Origin of the sequence: Pseudoclavibacter sp. Marseille-Q434 (assembly GCF_050315415.1) — a bacterium.
Lineage (GTDB): Bacteria > Actinomycetota > Actinomycetes > Actinomycetales > Microbacteriaceae > Pseudoclavibacter.
The window spans coordinates 747,986-766,799 of the sequence record NZ_JBNPQH010000001.1; the positions used below are offsets into that span (position 1 = coordinate 747,986).

The 18,814-nt window shown below is 67.6% G+C and carries 13 protein-coding genes and 1 tRNA gene; 8 read left to right on the top strand and 6 right to left on the bottom strand.

The genetic code is table 11. The features are described from left to right. The first annotated feature begins 30 nt into the window (after window positions 1-30). The 6 genes from ACQFZP_RS03685 to ACQFZP_RS03710 all read left to right on the top strand — a co-directional run bounded on the left by ACQFZP_RS03685 (window position 31) and on the right by ACQFZP_RS03710 (window position 10,172). On the top strand, window positions 31-3,756 hold the full coding sequence (locus tag ACQFZP_RS03685; protein ID WP_211890372.1) for an efflux RND transporter permease subunit: 3,726 nt from the start codon (window positions 31-33) through the stop codon (window positions 3,754-3,756). Window positions 3,757-3,855: 99 nt separating this feature from the next. Continuing rightward, window positions 3,856-5,001: a glutamate 5-kinase gene (gene proB / locus ACQFZP_RS03690; protein WP_179556594.1), complete on the top strand. Its 1,146-nt coding sequence runs from the start codon at window positions 3,856-3,858 to the stop codon at window positions 4,999-5,001. Window positions 5,002-5,051: 50 nt separating this feature from the next. Further along, complete coding sequence (locus ACQFZP_RS03695; protein ID WP_211890373.1) at window positions 5,052-6,371, top strand: glutamate-5-semialdehyde dehydrogenase; 1,320 nt, start codon at window positions 5,052-5,054, stop codon at window positions 6,369-6,371. Window positions 6,372-6,469: 98 nt separating this feature from the next. Continuing rightward, a complete protein-coding gene (locus tag ACQFZP_RS03700; RefSeq protein WP_104312075.1) occupies window positions 6,470-6,886 on the top strand; it encodes a hypothetical protein in 417 nt (138 codons plus the stop codon). Between the two features lie 52 nt (window positions 6,887-6,938). Continuing rightward, entirely contained in the window at window positions 6,939-9,488 is a 2,550-nt protein-coding gene (gene glgP, locus ACQFZP_RS03705; protein ID WP_211890374.1) for an alpha-glucan family phosphorylase, read from the top strand. Between the two features lie 177 nt (window positions 9,489-9,665). After that, window positions 9,666-10,172 carry a DUF3145 domain-containing protein gene (locus tag ACQFZP_RS03710; protein WP_104253399.1) on the top strand — a complete coding sequence of 169 codons (507 nt, stop codon included), beginning with the start codon at window positions 9,666-9,668 and terminating at the stop codon, window positions 10,170-10,172. A 134-nt stretch (window positions 10,173-10,306) separates the two neighbouring features. Here ACQFZP_RS03710 and fabF read toward each other — a convergent pair whose 3' ends face one another. The 6 genes from fabF to aceE form a co-directional block, all read right to left on the bottom strand. Continuing rightward, the gene (gene fabF, locus ACQFZP_RS03715; protein ID WP_211890375.1) at window positions 10,307-11,548 is read right to left on the bottom strand and encodes a beta-ketoacyl-ACP synthase II; all 1,242 of its coding nucleotides are present in this window, start codon (window positions 11,546-11,548) and stop codon (window positions 10,307-10,309) included. 90 nt (window positions 11,549-11,638) lie between these two features. Next, window positions 11,639-11,884, bottom strand: coding sequence for an acyl carrier protein (locus ACQFZP_RS03720; RefSeq protein ID WP_068479114.1), 246 nt, complete (start codon window positions 11,882-11,884; stop codon window positions 11,639-11,641). Between the two features lie 89 nt (window positions 11,885-11,973). Then, a complete protein-coding gene (locus tag ACQFZP_RS03725) occupies window positions 11,974-12,984 on the bottom strand; it encodes a beta-ketoacyl-ACP synthase III (protein ID WP_211890376.1) in 1,011 nt (336 codons plus the stop codon). Between the two features lie 30 nt (window positions 12,985-13,014). Next, window positions 13,015-13,938, bottom strand: coding sequence for an ACP S-malonyltransferase (locus tag ACQFZP_RS03730; RefSeq protein ID WP_211890756.1), 924 nt, complete (start codon window positions 13,936-13,938; stop codon window positions 13,015-13,017). A 78-nt stretch (window positions 13,939-14,016) separates the two neighbouring features. Then, window positions 14,017-15,261: a PucR family transcriptional regulator gene (locus ACQFZP_RS03735; protein WP_211890377.1), complete on the bottom strand. Its 1,245-nt coding sequence runs from the start codon at window positions 15,259-15,261 to the stop codon at window positions 14,017-14,019. Window positions 15,262-15,301: 40 nt separating this feature from the next. Beyond that, window positions 15,302-18,046: a pyruvate dehydrogenase (acetyl-transferring), homodimeric type gene (gene aceE, locus ACQFZP_RS03740; RefSeq protein ID WP_211890378.1), complete on the bottom strand. Its 2,745-nt coding sequence runs from the start codon at window positions 18,044-18,046 to the stop codon at window positions 15,302-15,304. 168 nt (window positions 18,047-18,214) lie between these two features. Here aceE and ACQFZP_RS03745 point away from each other — a divergent pair, with 168 nt between their 5' ends. Continuing rightward, window positions 18,215-18,709, top strand: a complete 495-nt coding sequence (locus tag ACQFZP_RS03745; RefSeq protein ID WP_146080793.1) for a redoxin domain-containing protein — start codon at window positions 18,215-18,217, stop codon at window positions 18,707-18,709. Then, window positions 18,700-18,775, top strand: a tRNA-Val gene (locus ACQFZP_RS03750). Before ACQFZP_RS03745 ends, ACQFZP_RS03750 begins: the two co-directional genes overlap by 10 nt. Window positions 18,776-18,814: the final 39 nt, after the last annotated feature.

An 18,814-nucleotide genomic window follows, 5' to 3' on the forward strand; every position in this document is an offset into this window, starting at 1 on the left:
CGGCGTCGTATCGCGTCGAAAGGGCCCTCTGTGTCTGTGCTCACCCGTCTGAGTCTCAAGTATCGAATTCTGATCGGACTGCTCACGGCGGCGATCGCAGCCGCGGGGATCATCTCGACGGCCCAGCTCAAGCAGGAGCTCATGCCGTCGATGGAGATCCCCCAGGGCTTCGTGACGGCGACACTCGACGGCGCTTCTCCCGATGTGATGGTGTCGGAGGTCACCGAGCCGATCGAGAACGCCTTGCGCGCGGTCTCGGAGGTGCAGTCGGTCACCTCGACGACCTCGGAGGGCTTTGCCCAGATCGTCGTCGCGTGGAGCTTCGACGCGGACAAGACGCAGGTCGAGGCCGAGCTGCGCTCCGCCGTCGAGTCGACGGAGTCCCAGCGTCCTGAGTCATCGACGGCTGAGCTCATGACGTTCTCGCTCGATGCCCTGCCGGTGCTCACGCTCGGTGTGTCGTCGGATGCTGATACGGCCACCCTGTCGAAGACGATGACCGACACCGTGGTGCCTGCCCTCTCGCAGGTCGACGGGGTCCAGAACGTCGAGGTCTCCGGGGCGCGCGAAGAGCGCGTCGAGATCAATCTCCGCCAAGCCGACGTGGATGCTCTCGAGATCGACACGGCGACGATCGAGCCGACGTTGACGGCGGCGGGTCTTGTGCTCCCGGCGGGCGACGTGACGGGCGGCAGCGGCGAGATCTCCGTGCAGGTCGGCTCGCAGCTCGACACGCTCGATGCCATCCGCGCCCTGCCGTTCACCACAGAGGACTCGACGGTCCTGCTCTCGCAGTTCGCGGATGTCGACGTCAAGGAGATCCCCGCGACGTCGATCTCCCGCGTCAACGGTGCGGAGACCCTGACGCTCAGCGTCACCAAGGCCGCCGACGCGAGCACCGTCTCCGTGGCTCACGGGGTGACCGAGAAGCTCGCCGAGCTCACGCCGACGCTTCCGTCCAACGTCATCTTCACGGAGATCGAGAACCAGGCGCCGTACATCGAGCAGTCGATCCACGATCTCTCGGTGGAGGGCGGGTTGGGCCTGATCTTCGCCGTCCTCGTCATCTTCCTGTTCCTCGCCTCGTTCCGTTCGACCATCGTCGCCGCGATCTCCATCCCGATGTCGCTGCTCATCACGATGGTCGGCCTCAACGTGGGTGAGTACTCGCTGAACATCCTGACGCTCGGAGCGCTCACGATCGCCGTGGGTCGCGTGGTCGACGACTCGATCGTCGTGATCGAGAACATCAAGCGAAGGCAGGGGATTGGTCCTCTCACGATCGAGGGCATCGTCGGCTCCGTCGGCCAGGTGGCAGGCGCCATCACGGCGTCGACGCTCGCGACGGTCGCCGTGTTCCTGCCCATCGCGTTCGTCGGGGATATCGTCGGCCAGCTGTTCCAGCCGTTCGCTCTGACGGTCTCGATCGCCCTCGTGGCCTCCCTGGTCGTCGCGCTCACCATCGTGCCCGTCTTCGCCTACTGGATGCTCCGTCGCCCGTCGAAGCCCATGAAGCGGGAGCGGTTCATCCGGGCTCGAGCGACGCACGCAGCGTGGACCGAACGGCAGGAGGAGTCTGCCGAGCGCCGCCGGGCGCGCCAGGCGGCGAAGCTCGACGCGAAGAACGCGAAACGCGAAACGCGCGGGAAGACGCTCCTGCCGGTCCCCACCACAGCCACCGGTGTGGTCCAGGCGCGAGGCGATGGCGAGGAGGGGTCGCCGTATGACGGCCTGCAGCGCGCCTTCGTCCCGATTCTCGATGCGACGCTGCGCCACCCCCGCCGCACGGTCGCGGCCGCGCTCGCGCTCCTGCTCCTCACCGGTGTCGGGGCGACCGCCCTTCGCAGTGATTTCCTCGGCAGCATGGGCGACGAGACCATCGTGGTCGAGCAGAAGCTCGCACAGGGCACGACCATCGAGCAGAGCCTCGCGGGCGCGGAGAAGCTCGAGGCTGTCATCGCCACGAAGGACAGCGTCGAGACGTTCGTCAGCTCGATCGGGGCCGGCGGGGCGAGCGCGTTCGGTGGTGGCGGGGGAGACACCTCGATCACCGTGATCCCTGTCGAGGGGCAGGATGCGGAAACCGTCGCGAACAGCCTCAGAACTGACTTCGGCGGACTGAGCGACGTCGGTGAAGTGACCGTGACGACCGCCGCTTCGTCTGCGCTGGCGAGTGACGTGCAGCTCGCGATCCAAGGCAACGACGCGGACGCCCTCAGCCAAGCCGCGACGCAGCTCGGAGACGCGGTCAAGGATCTGCCTGGCGTGACCGCCGTCACGAACGACCTCAGCACTGGAGGGAACGTCGTCGTCGTCGACGTCGACCGCAGCAAGGCCGCGGGCTTCGGCTACACGCAGGCCACGGTCGGCCAGGCGGTCTCCGCCGCCCTCAACGGAACCCCGCTCGGATCCGTGCGCCTCGAAGGCGTCGACCGGGACATCGTGATCGCTCCGACCCAGGGCGCCGTCGCGCTTGACCAGCTTGCGCTCATGCAGCTTCCGGTGACCGCGGTCCAGCAGCAGCGCGCCATCCAGGATGCGACGGATGCCTTCGCGGACGAGCAGGAGGCGAAGGCCGAAGAGCAGCAGGCTGAGGCGGTCGAGCAGATGCAGCAGACGGTCGACGACGCCGTCGAGGCGCGAGACACGGTCTCGTCTCAGCTCGCAGAGCTGCAGACGCAGCTTGCGACCCTGCAGACAGCCCCGCTGACGCCGATGACCCCCGAAGTCGGTTCTGCGATGACGCCGGAGCAGGCAGCGCAGGCCGAGCGCGATGCGCAGATCGCGGCGCTCACCGAGGCGATCGCGCAAGCGGAGTCGGGTATCGAGCAGGCGAACGCCGGCGTCGACGCGGCCGTCAAGGCGCAGGAGGACATGGCGGCCCAGACGCTCGAGGCGGAGGAGACGCAGGCCAGGCAGGAGGGGCTTGCCGACACGAGAGCGACGCCCATCCGCCTCGGCGACATCGCCGCCGTGCGCGAGGAGGCGACGCCGAGTGCGATCACCCGCCACGACGGGGCGCGTCAGGTGACGGTCTCGATCACGCCAGCCGAGGGGCAGCTGGGAACCGTCACGCAGTCCGTGTATGCGGCGACCGACGGCCTCGCATTGCCGGCAGGCGTCACGTTCGTGGTCGGCGGCGCATCGGCTGACCAGAGCGAGTCGTTCGAGCAGCTCGGCATGGCGATGCTGCTTGCGATCGTCCTCGTGTTCCTCATCATGGTGGCGACGTTCCGCAGCCTCATGCAGCCGCTGATCCTGCTCGTCTCGGTGCCGTTCGCGGCCACGGGAGCTGTCGCGCTCCTGCTGCTCACGGACACGCCGCTCGGGCTCCCGTCGCTCATCGGCCTGCTGATGCTGATCGGCATCGTGGTGACCAACGCGATCGTGCTGATCGACCTCATCAACCACGTCAGGGAGCGCGGAGCGAGCGTGCATGACGCGATCGTGCACGGCACCAGGCTTCGCCTCAGGCCGATCCTCATGACGGCCGCGGCGACGATCTTCGCGCTCATCCCGATGTCGCTGGGGCTCACCGGTGGCGGGGTCTTCATCTCGAAGCCGCTCGCCATCGTCGTCATCGGCGGTCTGATCAGCTCCACGCTGCTGACGCTGGTGCTCGTCCCCGTGCTCTACTCGAGCGTGGAGCGGCGCGCCGATCGCCGAGCCGCGAAGCGGGCGGCGCGAGCGGACCGGAGGGCCGAGGCCGCGGCGCGGAAGAAGGAGCTGGGCGCCGCCCCGCGGCCAGCTGAGTGAGGCGGCGCCGCACGAGAGCGCGGCGCCGTCATCCCACCGTGACCGCGACGTTTCGCGACGCAATTCGGCACGCGCCGAGGATCAGGGGAGAATAGGCGGATGCATCCGATCGCCGCCCGTGCTCAGCTCTCGACCGCCCACCGCATCGTGGTCAAGATCGGGTCCTCATCGCTGACCGGCGCCGACGGACACCTCAACCTCGATGCGCTCCGCAAGCTGGTGCAGGTGATCGCCGACCGTCACGAGAGCGGCCTGCAGACCCTGCTCGTGACCTCTGGCGCAGTTGCCGCGGGTATCGGCCCACTCGGGCTGCCCTCGAGACCGCGTGACGTCGCGACGGCTCAGGCGGCCGCATCCGTTGGACAGGGGATGCTCGTGGCCAGGTACGCGGAGGCCTTCGCCGACCGGGCGATCACGGTTGGGCAGATCCTGCTCACCGCGGAGGACACCGTGCGCCGAACGCGCTACAAGAACGCGCAGCGGTCGCTCGAGCGGCTCTTCCGACTCGGCGTCGTCCCTATCGTGAACGAGAACGATGCCGTCGTGACCGATGAGCTGCGCTTCGGCGACAACGACCGTCTCGCGGCGCTGGTCGCGCAGCTCGTCGGCGCCGACGCGCTCGTGCTGCTCACCGACGTCGACGGCCTCTACGACGGACCGCCCACGAGGGAGGGCACACGGCGCATCTCGGAGGTGCTCGGCCCGAGCGACCTCGAGGGCATCGAGGTGTCCGGGAGGGGAAGCGACGTCGGAACGGGCGGCATGCTCACGAAGCTCGAGTCGGTGTCGATCGCCACGGGGTCGGGCATCCCCGTCGTCCTGACGAAGGCGGACAACGCACGACCGGCGATCGCGGGGGAGCGCGTCGGGACATGGTTCGCGCCCACTGGGAAGCGCGCGTCGCGGAAACGCCTGTGGATCGCGCACGCGGCACGTGTGCAGGGGAAGATCGTCCTCGACGACGGTGCCGTGGATGCCGTCCTCGGCGGCCGCGCCTCCCTCCTCGCGGCAGGCATCGTCGGCGTCGAAGGCGAGTTCGTCGCGGGTGACCCCGTCGAGCTCGTCTCCAGGAGCGGTTCCGTGATCGCCCGCGGCCTCACCGGCTTCGATGCCGTCGAGATCCCGGACATGCTCGGGCAGTCCTCGAGCGCGCTCCGCGCATCGCTGGGCTCAGGGTACGACCGCGAGGTCATCCACCGTGACGACCTCGTGCTGGTGCGCCCGAAGGGGCTCCGTGTCAGCTGAGTCGGGCGCAGCGGGCTGAGGGGCTCCCACGCCGCATAGAATGCACTGTCATGACGATCTTGCAGGGTGAGCGCGCGGAAACGGCCGACCAGGGTGATGCGGACGAGGCGGCGACAGCCGCGATCGTCGAGCTCGCCGGACGCGCACGAGCATCGTCCCGAGTCCTGGCGCGGGCGACGCGCGCACAGAAGGACGGTGCACTCCTCGCGCTCGCCGACGCGCTCGTGGCCGCCAGTCCGGAGGTCCTCGCCGGCAATGCCCTCGACCTCGAGCGAGGGCGTGCCTCCGGTATGTCCGGGGGACTTCTCGACCGGCTCGCGCTCGACGACGCACGCATCCGCGCGATCGCAGACTCGCTCCGCGAAGTCGCGGCGCTTCCGGACCCGGTTGGGGCAGTCGTCCGTGGGTCGACACTCGCGAACGGCCTCCGGCTCCGTCAGCTGCGCGTGCCCATGGGTGTCATCGGCGTCATCTACGAGGCACGTCCGAACGTGACCGTCGATGTCGCGGGCCTCGCCTTGAAGAGCGGCAACGCGGTGATGCTGCGTGGCGGATCTGCGGCCGAGTCCTCGAACGAAGCCATCATCGGGACGATGCGCGCGGCACTCGAGGCCTACGGGCTGCCCGCCGACCTGGTGCAGTCCATCGACGAGTACGGGCGAGCCGGAGCGCGCGCGCTCATGCGCGCCCGCGGCCATGTCGACCTCGTCGTCCCGCGCGGCGGGGCTGGGCTCATCCATACCGTGGTCCGCGAGTCCCGTGTCCCCGTCATCGAGACAGGGGTCGGCAACTGCCACGTCTTCGTCGACAGCTCGGCCGAGCTCGACATGGCCCTCGACATCATCATCAACTCCAAGACGCATCGGGTCGGGGTCTGCAACGCGGCCGAGACACTCCTCGTGCACGCAGATGCCGCCGCCGCGTTCCTTCCTGGCGCGCTCTCCGAGCTGAACCAGCGCGGGGTTCGTCTGCACGGCGACGAGCGCACGCGGTCGGCCGCCCCGGGCGGCATCGAAGTCCACGAGGCGACGCACGAGGACTGGGCGACTGAGTACCTCGACTACGAGATCGCAGTGCGAGTCGTCGACGACTTCGACCAGGCCCTCGAGCACATCCGCGAGTTCAGCACGGGTCACACGGAGGCGATCGTGACGAGCTCGCTGCAGGCGGCAGAGCGGTTCACCGCCGAGGTGGATGCGGCCGCTGTGATCGTCAACGCGTCGACTCGTTTCACCGATGGCGGCCAGTTCGGTCTCGGCGCAGAACTGGGCATCTCGACGCAGAAGCTGCACGCACGTGGGCCCATGGGGCTCGAGGAGCTCACGACGACGAAGTGGGTCGTCACGGGCGACGGTCAGATCCGCTCCTGACAACCGCCAGGTGCGGGCGCCCAGAAGATCAGACCAGGTGATGACGCGCTCGGTCAGGTGCGCCACGTAGCCTTCTGGAAGTCGAGGAAGGGACGATCATGACCAGCACCCCACTGCCCATCGAGAACCAGCAGCAGAATCTCGACCGAGTGTTCCTCGGCGAACTCGAGGTGTCTCGCGATCGCATCGCCGGTCCCTACGGCTCGCTGCCGACCGCGGGCTCAACGGTCTTCGTCACGAACATGTCGCGAGTCGAGCGGGCGATCCCCACGTGGGCGATCATCGTCGCCATCGCGGGCTTCTTCGTCCTGACGATCTTCAGCCTGCTCTTCCTGCTCGTCAAAGAGGACAGGGTCGTCGGCGGCTACGAGGTGCGCATCTCGAATCCCACCGGCACGCTGACGAGCTTCGTGCCGGTCGATGCGCGGTCTGCCGCATGGATCTGGCAGGACCTCCAGGGGCGCGCAGCCGCCGCACGAGAGATCATCGCGTCGGTCACTTCTTCCGTTCACTGACGTTCACTCGCGCGACGCTGCGATCGCGCGTTGTGGGGCTACGCTGTACCGCGTGAAGGCCTACGACTCGCTGCCCGTATCCACTGTCCTCCCCGATGAGCTCGCCGCTCTGCGGCTACTTGCGAAGAACCTCCGCTGGTCTTGGCGCCCGAGCGCCGAGCGACTGTTCGCGGGCATCGACGAGCGGTTGTGGCGCGAGTGCGGTCGCAATCCGGTCGTGATGCTGCGCTCACTTTCAGCGTCGCGGGTCGCCGAGCTCGCCGCTGACGACGCGTTCCTCGCCCGTCTCGGACAGGAGGCCGAGAACCTGGCCGCCTACCTCAAGAGCGACCGCTGGTTCCACGAGCGCACGCGCGCGAGCGAAGACGAGGTCACGAGCGTCGCCTACTTCTCCATGGAGTTCGGCATCACCGAATCGCTGCCCGTCTACTCCGGGGGCCTTGGCGTGCTCGCCGGCGACCACCTCAAGAGTGCGAGCGATCTCGGTGCGCCCGTCATCGGCATCGGACTCCTCTACACCTACGGGTACTTCTCGCAGACGCTCTCCCGGGAAGGCTGGCAGCAGGAGGCGTACACGGAGCATCCTCCGACGGATCTCGCGGTCGATCCCGTGCTTGACGCCGAGGGGCAGCAGGTACATGTAGCGCTCGGCTTCCCCGACGGGAGATCCCTCGACATCGCCGTCTGGGAGGCGCAGATCGGGAGCGTGCCTCTGCTGCTGCTCGACACGAACCTGCCGACGAACCCCGAGGACTTCCGCGCGATCACCGACCGTCTCTACGGTGGTGACGCGGAGCACCGCATCCGCCAGGAGATCGTGCTGGGCGTCGGTGGTGTTCGCGCTGTCCAGGCCTATGCGGAACTTCGCGGGCGTCGGCAGCCGACGGTCTTCCACCTCAACGAGGGCCACGCCGGCTTCTCAGGGATCGAGCGGATCGGGCAGCTCATGGCTGACGGCGAGACGTTCGACACGGCCCTGGCGATCGTCCGCTCGAGCACCGTCTTCACGACCCACACGCCGGTTCCCGCAGGCATCGACCGATTCGATGCGCACCTCGTCCAGCGCTACCTGGGCTCGTCGGGCGGCCACACCCTTGTGCCAGAGGTCCCCGCTGCCCGCATCATGGACCTGGGAGCGGAAGACGATCCAGGTCGCTTCAACATGGCGCACCTCGGCCTCCGGCTCGCCCAGTACGCCAACGGCGTCGCCAAGCTCCACGGCGTCGTCTCACGTGACATGTTCGCGAAGCTCTACCCGGGTGTGGAACCCGAGGAGGTGCCGATTGTATCCATCACCAACGGCGTGCACATCCCGAGCTGGACCCGACCGGCGATGATGCCAGTCATCGAGACGATGAACGGCGGTCAGGACCTGGCCACCTCCAACACCTGGGACAACCCTGGCGCGGTCAGCGCTGAAGAGCTGTGGCGCATCCGCGGCGAGCTGCGTGCCGAGCTGGTGGGTCGCGCGCGCGACTCCGTGCGCGCGTCGTGGAAGGCACGCGGTGCGCAGGATGCGGAGCTCGGCTGGGTCAGGGACATCCTCGATCCCAGCCGGCTCACCGTCGGCTTCGCGCGCCGGGTCTCGACCTACAAGCGCCTGACGCTGATGCTCCAGGACCGGGAACGGCTGGCGCGAATCCTGAACAATCCCGAGCGGCCCGTGCAGTTCGTGATCGCCGGCAAAGCGCATCCAGCCGATATGGGCGGCAAGCAGCTCCTGCAGCAGCTCGTCGCGTTCGCGGACGAGGCAGGTGTGCGGGATCGCATCGTGTTCCTGCCCGACTACAACGTCACGATCGCCAGGCACCTCGTAGCCGGGAGCGACGTCTGGCTCAACAATCCCGTGCGTCCACAGGAAGCCTCGGGGACGTCGGGGATGAAAGCCGTCATGAACGGCTGCCTGACCTTCTCGATCTCAGACGGCTGGTGGGACGAGATGGCGGATGACAGCGTCGGCTGGACCATCCCGGACACGAGCGGTGTCGACGAGCACACCCGGGACGCGCTCGAGGCCGGGGCCCTCTACGACATCCTCGAGCATGAGATCGCCCCGCTCTTCTACGATCGTGACGAGCGCGGCCTGCCCGTCGAATGGGTCGAGAAGGTGCGCCGCTCGATCGCGATCGTCGGGCCGAAAGTCGCCGCCGAACGCATGGTCCGCGACTACGTGAACGACTTGTACCTCCCAGCGGGGCGTTCGGCGCGGATCGCCGCTGATCGGGTCGAGACCCGTGCATTCGCCAGCTGGCTGGGCGAGGTGCGCGCTGCCTGGCCCAGTGTTCGGGTCGAGTCCGTGGGAGCAGCGGACCCGGCTCCGAGGACCGGGGAGAGCCTCCGCCTGTCCGCTCGTGTTGAGCTCGGGCAGCTCACCACGGACGACGTGCTGGTCGAGGCGATCGTCGGGACGCCTGGCGAGCAGGGGGAGCTGCAGGGGGCTCGCATCGTGGAGATGCGCCCCGCCAGCGAGTGGCCGTCGGAGTTCCTGGCCGATGTGCCGCTGGACGCTCCGGGTCACCTCGGCTACACGGTTCGAGTGCAGCCCAAGCATGCCTACCTGCAGGCGCCGGCGGAGCTAGGCCTGGTTCGCTACCCGGCCTAGCGGCGAACTTCCGGGCGGCGGCGTCGAATGTAATGACAGGCTTGTCATTCGGCGTCGCCGTCGGGCATAATTCAAGAGACGACAGAAATGTCGACGTCTGGTAAACGATGCAGTTCGCATCCATTCATCACGTGATCGTTGGGGAAGACGAATCACCAAACGAATGGAGGAGAACTCATGGTTGCACCAAACGCAGGAGGGGTGCTCTACGTGCACTCCTCTCCTAAGGCGCTTTGCCAGCACGTCGAATGGGGTGTCGGTCGCGCCCTCGGGTACGCCGTCAACCTTCCTTGGATCGACCAGCCGGTCATTCCGGGGCAGTTGCGTGCGGAGTTCACCTGGGAAGGCGAGCCCGGGGCGGGGGCGGCGATTGCGTCGCATCTGCGCGGGTGGGCTCACCTTCGCTTCGAAGTCACCGAGGACGCGCGTCCTGGCGTCGATGGCGGTCGTTGGATGCACACGCCTGAGCTTGGTATCTACTATGCCCAGACGGATGCCTCTGGCGGCGTCGTGGTTCCGGAAGAACGCGTCCGGTACGCGATGGAGATCGCGGGCGGCAACGCCTCTGAGCTCCACCGTGAGCTGCGCCTCGCGCTTGGGCAGGCTTGGGACGACGAGTTGGAGCCTTTCCGCATCGCCGGAGACGAGAGTCCCGTCGTTTGGATGCACCACCGCGTCGGCTAGGTCAGCCACGCCGTAGGCCCACCGTGAGGTGAGTCTGCAGCTGTTCTCGATACTCCAAGGACTGTGGCCCCTCAGGTTTCCACCTGAGGGGCCACAGTTCTGTCTGCGCGCGGCGAACCGCGTGCAGGTCTTGCCTAGATGCCGCGGAACGCGACGACGGCGTTGTGCCCGCCGAAGCCGAACGACGTCGAGATCGCGACCTTGCCGGACGCCTCGAACGGGCGCGGTTCGGTCACCACGTCGAGGTGGATGGCCGGGTCCTGCTCGTTGAGGTTGATCGTCGGGGGCAGCGTGCCCTCTGAGAGGGCGAGCACCGTGAACATCGCCTCGATGGCGCCGGCCCCACCGAGGAGGTGGCCAGTGGATGCCTTCGTCGCCGAGACGGGGATCGACGCGAGGTGGTCCCCGAAGACGGACTTGAGGGCCGTGAACTCGGCGATGTCCCCGACGGGTGTCGAGGTCGCGTGGGCGTTGATGTGGGTGACGTCCTCGACTGAGACCCCGGCTTGCTCGAGTGCAGCCCTGATGGCGCGGGCAGCCCCCGTACCTTCTGGGTCCGGCGCGGTGATGTGGTGCGCGTCTGCGGTCACTCCGCCGCCGATGAGCTCGGCGTAGATGCGTGCGCCACGGGCGAGCGCGTGCTCCTCCGTCTCAAGCACGAGCGCCGCGGCGCCTTCGCCGAGCACGAAGCCGTCGCGGCTCACGTCGTAGGGGCGTGACGCGTGCGACGGGTCGTCGTTGCGCTTGGAGAGCGCCTGCATGGCCGCGAAGGATGCGACGGGCAGGGGGTGGATGGCCGCTTCCGATCCGCCGGCGACCACGACGTCCGCGAGGCCCTGCTGGAGGTGCTCGTAGGCGTCGGCGATTGCTTCAGTGCTCGAAGCGCACGCGGAGACGACGGTGCGGACGCCGGCGCGGGCCTGGATGTCCATGCCGATCGCGGCTCCGGGGCCGTTCGGCATGAGCATGGGAACCGTCAGCGGCATGACGCGGCGCGGCCCCTTCTCGCGGAGCGTGTCCCAGGCGTCGAGCAGGGTCCATACGCCGCCGATGCCGGTGGCCCAGTCGACGAGGAGTCGCTCGGCGGGGATGTCGCCAACCGTGAGCCCGGCGTCGGCGAAGGCTTCACGGCCAGCGATAAGCGCGAACTGGCTCGAGGGGTCGAGGCGCTTCGCCTCGTGGCGGGGGAGCACCTCGCTTGCCGGGACCTTGGCGGTCGCGGCGAATTCGATGGGGATCTCGTACTTCGCGACCCATTCGGCCTCGAGCGTCCGGGCTCCGGACTCACCGGCGAGGAGTGCTTCCCAGGTGCTGCGGGCGTCTCCGCCGAGCGGGGAAGTCGCCCCGATTCCGGTGACGACGATTTTCTTGGTCATGACAATTGCTCCTGAATGAACTGGGGCGAAGGTGAAACAGTCACCAAGAGTGGGCGGCGGATGCCGCCCACTCGAAGTGGAGGACCGTCCTTAGGACGCTGCGACGATGAAGTTGACGGCGTCGCCCACGGTCTTGAGGTTTGCGACCTCGTCGTCCGGGATCTTGACGTCGAACTTCTCTTCGGCGTTGACGACGATCGTCATCATGGAGATCGAGTCGATGTCGAGGTCGTCGGTGAAAGACTTCTCAACGGTGACCGTGTCAGCCGCGATCCCGGTCTCGTCGTTCACGAGCTCAGCGAGTCCCGCGAGAACTTCGTCGTTGGTAAGTGCCATGGTGTTTCTCCTTGATTGTCAATGACCGAGCCAAGTGTATTGGTCGGCGGCGGTGCGTGGTGGAGGCGTGCGGGGAGTTCTTGGCCGCGTTAGGGGAGCACGACGACCTGGGCGCCGTACACGAGGCCGGCGCCGAAGCCGATCTGCAGTGCGAGGCCGCCCGAGAGCTCGGGGTTCTCTTCGAGCAGCCGGTGCGTTGCGAGCGGCACCGAGGCGGCCGAGGTGTTGCCGGTCGTCGCGATGTCACGGGCGATGACGACGTGGTCTGGCAGGGCGAGCTGCTTCGCGAACTCGTCGACGATGCGCATGTTGGCCTGGTGAGGGATGAACGCGGCGAGCTGGTCGGGGGTGACGCCCGCCTCTTCGAGTGCGCGTCGCGCGACCTTCGCCATGTCCCAGACCGCCCAGCGGAAGACGCTCGGCCCGTCCTGGCGCAGCGTGGGCCATTCGGAGCCGCCTTGGCGGTACTCCTGCAGGCTCGCGTTCATGGAGACTGCCTCCCAGCGCGAGCCGTCGGATCCGAGGATCGACTTGGAGATGCCAGGAGTGTCGCTCGGCCCGATGATCGCCGCTCCGGCGCCGTCACCGAGGAGGAACGAGATGGTGCGGTCGGTGGGGTCGATGAGGTCGGAGAGCTTCTCCGTGCCGACCACGAGGACGTGCTCGGCGACGCCGGTGCGCACGAGCGCGTCGGCCTGGGCGACGGCGTAGCAGTAGCCGGCACATGCGGCGTTGAGGTCGTAGGCTGCCGCGGGCGTCGTGCCGACGAGGTCGGCGAGGCGGGCGGCGAGCGAGGGCGTCTGCATCCCGTTGCTGATCGTCGCGACGATCACGGCACCGATCCTGCTCGGGTCGATGCCGGAACGCTCGATGGCCTCGCGGGAGGCGTCGACGGCGAGGTCGAGTGCGCTCGTGTCCTCGTTAGCGCGGACTCGAGTGACGACGCCGGTGCGCTGGCGGATCCACTCGTCTGACGAGTTGATCGGCTCGATGATCTCCGAGTTCGGCACGACGCGCTCACCGCGGGCGGCGCCCATTGCGAGGATGCGCGTGAACTGCGCGCCCGTCGACTGCACGAGGGTGGGTGTTGCTGTGGTCATGCGAGTCCTCTCGAGGATGCTCTTGGCGGGTCAGGCGTCGGCGGCGATGCGCTCGCGCGCGACGTCGAGGTCTGCGGGAGTGGAGAGCGCGAGCGTCGGCGTTCCCCTGAGGGCGCGCTTGGCGAGCCCGCTGAGGGTGCCGGCGGGCGCGAGCTCGATGAGCGAGGTGACGCCGGCGGCCGCGAAGGAGCGCATGCAGGCGTCCCAGCGCACGGGCTGCGCGAGCTGGCGGATGAGGGCTGCGCGAAACTCGACGCCGTCCGTCACGGTCTCGCCGGTCTCGTTGGACCAGATGGTGCGCACTGGATCGCGAACCTCGAAGAGCTCGGCGTCCGCGCCGAGCTCGGAACGAGCCTGTTCCATGTACCGCGTGTGGAACGCACCGGCGACTTTGAGCGGGATGACGCGCGTCCCAGCGGCTGGTTCGCTGCGGAGAGCGTCGAGGGCCTCCGGTGCGCCTGCGGCGACGATCTGGCCGCCGCCGTTGAAGTTGGCCGGGGTGAGGTCGAGCTCTGCGAGGCGCGCGAGAACGGCTTCTTCGTCTCCGCCAAGCACTGCGCTCATGCTGGTCGGCGTCGCGGCCGCATCCTGTGCCATGAGCTGGGAGCGGCGGGCGACGAAGCGCATCGCGGTATCGGCGTCGAAGATGCCGGCAGCGTAGGCGGCTGTGATCTCGCCGACCGAGTGTCCGGCGACACCGCGGACGGCGGACGCCGCTCCGGGGAGTTCCATGAGCGAGTTCCACGCGAGGATGCCGGCGGCGACGATGAGGGGCTGGGCGATCGCCGTGTCACGGATCGTGTCGGCGTCTGACTCGGTGCCGTGCTTGACGAGGTCGATGCCGGAGGAGGCGGACAGCTGCTCGAGCGTGTCTCGGTTCCTCGCGTCTTCGATCCAGGGGAGCAGGAAGCCTGGAGTCTGAGAACCCTGGCCTGGGCAGGTGACGACAATCATGGATTCCATCATGACAGCACCTGAGCCCTCAGCCCTGTAGCAACAGTCCCAAGAAGTCGAGAATTCATTAGAGGATCTCTAGTGGGAGGTGCGCCGACCGCGTCGCGGAACGTTGGCTGCTCCGGTCGTGCCGGCTTGGCGTCGCGGTTCAGGCTGCTTGGGTTCGGCGATGTTGCCGAGGATGAGCGCGCACTGCAGGATGAGGGCCTCGCGTGGTCCGGTCGCGTCCCAGCCGATGACTTCGCTGACCCGCTTGAGGCGGTAGCGAACGGTGTTGGGGTGCACGAAGAGCTCGCGTGCGGTCGCTTCGAGTGAGCGGCCGTTGTCGAGGTAGCACCAGAGCGTCGTGAGGAGGTCGCTCTGGTGGTCGGCGAGCGGCCTGAACACGCGGGCGACGAGCGTCTGTCTCGCGAGCGGGTCGCCTGCGAGTGCTCGCTCCGGCAGCAGTTCGTCGGCGAGCATGGGCCGCTGCGCCTTGCGCCAGGCGCCGGCGACCGCGAAGCCGGCGAGTGCGGCGCGCGCGCTTCTGGAGGCCTCGACGACGCTCGGCACGGGTGGGCCGAGCACCAGACGTCCGTCACCGAAGCTCGGTTCGAGGCGCTCGGCGATCTCCATGAACGGAACCTGCTCGGTCTCGTCACCCTCCCCGTTGGGGTGCGCGCGCCCGATGACGAGCACGAGGCGCCCGCCTTGGACGCCGACGAGCAGGTCGACCTTGTTGTGTCTGGCGGTTCGACGGATCTGGTCGACCTCGAGGATCCTCGGGGTGGTCCCGACGAGGACGCTCACCTCGCCGTGGCCGTGCCAGCCGAGTGCCGCGATGCGGCTCGGGAGCTCATCATCGTGCTCGCCCGTGAGGATCGAGTCGACGACCAGCGCCTCGAGGCGCGCATCCCACAACCCGCGAGCCTCCGCGGCGCGGGCGTAGACGTCCGCAGCCGCGAAGGCGATGTCACGCGAGTACTTCAGCACCGCTTCACGCACGTCGCCGTCCGTGGACTTCGTCCGTTCCTCGACGACCTCCACGACCACTCGGATGAGCTGCAGCGTCTGCTGCAGGCTCACCGAGCGGAGGAGCTCGCGCGGAGCGGAGTCGAAGACGTCCGCCGCCACCCAGGGGGTGGCGGTCGGGTCCTCGAACCAGGCGATGAAGGAGGAGATGCCCGACTGGGCGACGAGGCCGACGGCGCTTCGTCGCCCAGGGGGCATGTCCCCGAACCAGGGAAGGGTGTCTTCCAAGCGCTTCACTGTCGCGGTCGAGAGCTCTCCCGAGATCGACCGAAGCCAGTTGAGTGTCTGGTCCTTTGTGCGTGGAGCGGGCATGATTCCGAACTGTGAGGTGGCGAGCAGGGGAGGAGGGCCGTTAGGCGTCTCCGCCCGCGCTGCCGCTCGTGCCGGCCTTCGGGTTGTGCAGGTCGTACTTGTCGATGGCCTCCTGCACGACCGAGCGGTCGAGCTTGCCCTGCGTCGCGAGGCGCTCGAGGGCGCGGACGACGACGGAGTGGCTGTCGATGAGGTAGTAGCGACGAGCTGCCGGACGAGTGTCGGAGATGCCGAAGTCATCGGCGCCGAGCGTCGTGAAGTCGTTCTTCACGAACGGACGGATCTGGTCCTGCACGGCGTGCGAGAAGTCGCTCACCGCGATGACCGGGCCCTCTGACGCCTGGAGCTTGTCCGTGACGAAGGGAACCTTCGGCTCCTCGTTCGGGTGCGTCCAGTTGTACTCCTCGGTACGGAGGCCGTCGCGACGGAGCTCGTTCCAGGACGTGACCGACCAGACCTCGGCGGCAACGCCCCAGTCCTTCTCGAGAATCTCCTGCGCCTCGAGAACCCACGGCACACCCACGCCAGACGCGAGCAGCTGCACGCGCGGCCCGGAGGCCTCGGTTCCCTTGAGGTAGTAGATGCCCTTGAGGATGCCCTCGACGTCGACGTTCTCCGGCTCAGCTGGCTGCGCCATCGGCTCGTTGTACACCGTGAGGTAGTACATGACGTTCGGGTCCTGCTTCGGGTTCTCCGACTGGGAGTCCGGGCCGTACATCCGCTCGATGCCTGCCTGCATGATGTGTGCGAGCTCGTAGGCGTAAGCAGGGTCGTAGGTGATGACTGCCGGGTTGGTTGCGGCGATGATCGGCGAGTGGCCGTCCATGTGCTGCAGGCCTTCGCCGGCGAGTGTGGTGCGTCCGGCGGTGGCTCCGATGAGGAAGCCCCGCGAGAGCTGGTCGGCTGCCGCCCACATGGCGTCCGCCGTGCGCTGGAACCCGAACATCGAGTAGTACATGTAGATCGGGATCATGGCTTCGCCGTGCGTCGAGTACGACGAACCGGCTGCCGTGAATGCGCCCATGGCGCCGGCCTCGTTGATGCCGACATGGTTGATCTGACCCTGTTCGCTCTCGCGGTAGGCGAGGAGCAGCTCACGGTCGACCGACATGTAGTGCTGGCCGTTGGGGTTGTAGATCTTCGCGGTCGGGAAGAACGCGTCGACACCGAAGGTGCGGGCCTCGTCCGGGATGATCGGGACGATGCGTGCGCCGAAGTCCTTGACGCGCATGAGGTCCTTGAGGAGGCGGACGAACGCCATCGTCGAGGCGATCTCCTGCGTTCCGGATCCCTTCTTGACGGACGCGTACGTCTTGTCTTCCGGGACCGCGATCTGCGTGAACTTCGAGCGACGCTCCGGCACGAAGCCGCCGAGCTCGCGGCGACGCTCCTGCATGTACTGGATGGCCTCGTTGTCCGCGCCGGGGTGGTAGTACGGCGGCTGGTAGACGTCGGCTTCGAGCGCTGCGTCCGAGATGGGGATGTGCAGCTGGTCGCGGAACGCCTTCAGGTCGGGAAGCGTGAGCTTCTTCATCTGGTGCGTCGCGTTGCGGCCCTCGAAGTGCGGTCCGAGGCCGTAGCCCTTGATCGTGTGGGCGAGGATGACGGTCGGCTGGCCCTTGTGCTCAGTCGCTGCCTTGTAGGCCGCGTAGACCTTGCGGTAGTCGTGGCCGCCTCGCTTGAGGCCCCAGATCTCGTCATCGCTGTAGTTCTCGACGAGCTTGAGCGCCTCTGGGTCGCGTCCGAAGAAGTTATCGCGGACGAATCCACCCGACTCCGTCTTGTACGTCTGGAAGTCGCCGTCCGGCGTCTCGTTCATGAGCGTGCGGAGCGCGCCCTTGTCGTCGCGCTCGAGCAGCGAGTCCCACTCGCGACCCCAGACGACCTTGATGACGTGCCAGCCGGCGCCGCGGAAGAAGCTCTCGAGCTCCTGGATGATCTTGCCGTTTCCGCGGACGGGGCCGTCGAGGCGCTGCAGGTTGCAGTTGACGACGAAGGTCAGGTTGTCGAGGTTCTGGTTGGCTGCGACCTGCAGCTGACCACGCGACTCGACCTCATCCATCTCGCCGTCGCCCAGGTACGCCCACACGTGCGAACCGGAGGCATCCTTGATGCCGCGGTTGGTGAGGTACTTGTTGAACTGCGCCTGCCAGATCGCGTTGAGCGGCCCGATACCCATCGAGACGGTCGGGAACTGCCAGAAGTCCTTCATGAGGCGCGGGTGCGGGTACGACGGCATGCCGAACGGAGCAGCGGACTGCTCCTGGCGGAAGCCGTCGAGCTGCTCCGACGAGATCTGCCCCTGCAGGAAGGCACGCGAGTAGTTGCCGGGGGAGGCGTGCCCCTGGAAGAAGACCTGGTCGGGTCCGTCCGCGTGGTCGTAGCCCTTGAAGAAGTGGTTCAGACCCACTTCGTAGAGCGTCGCCTGCGACGCGTAGGAGGAGATGTGGCCGCCGACTGCGACCCCTTCGCGCTGCGCGCGCTGCACCGTCATGGCCGCGTTCCAGCGGATCCACGAACGGTACGTGCGCTCCAGCGACTCGTCACCGGGGAACTCTGGCTCATCCTCGGGCGCAATCGAGTTCACGTAGTCGGTGGTTGGAACCATGGGAACGCCGAGGTGGCGCTCCCGAGACCGCTCAAGAAGGCTGAGCATGATGTCTCGTCCGCGCTGATGTCCCTGCGCGTCTACGACCGCATCGAGCGATTCTCGCCATTCGGCGGTCTCCTCGGGGTCGCTGTCAACGTAATGCTCTGAGTACGGATCCTGGTTGTTAACAGCCACCGTCGACCTCATTTCGTTCCGGGTTCGTCACGTCAATGGCGCACGCCAGGTTATGACGCGCAGTCCACCCGCTAGCCTATCTATGGTTTGTGCGATGCACACGCAGGTTGAGGGGAATCCTTGTCGAAGCGCGCACAACCGAACATCGTGAGTGGAGAGGACCTGATCGTGAGCGAATTCGCGCCCCCACTCGAATCCATCTCCCTGGTCGATCATCGCGGCGGGATGCGCGTCGTCGCGGGCCCGGCAGCGTCGGCTCGGCTGCTCGTGTTCGTGCCAGGGGCGTTCACACCCGTGTGCGCCGATGAGGTTCGAGAGCTCGTCGAGCTGGTCGACTCGGCTCGGAATACGGGGAGATCCAGCGCCCTCGCTCCAGGCTTCGAGGTCTTCGTCGTCGCTACCGACAGTGCGGCGACGCTGAGAGCCTGGCTGCACGACCTCGGCGCTGACGGAGTGCTCACCGGATGCAGCGACTTCTGGCCGCACGGGCGGGCCGCGCGCGCCTACGGCGCATTCGACGAGGGTTCTGGCGCAGCCACGCGCCGCACCTTCCTGTTGCGAGCGGATGGCAGCTACCGTCTCGTCGCGTCCGCTCGCCCGGGGGAGGCGCGTGTTCGAGCGGACCACGCCGCCGCGCTACACTTGCTCGCCGAGGGCCTTTAGCTCAGCTGGTAGAGCGCCACGTTTACACCGTGGATGTCGTCGGTTCGATCCCGGCAGGGCCCACCACTCTGTATTCCTGGTCAGAGCGCGTTGGCGCCGAGGTTG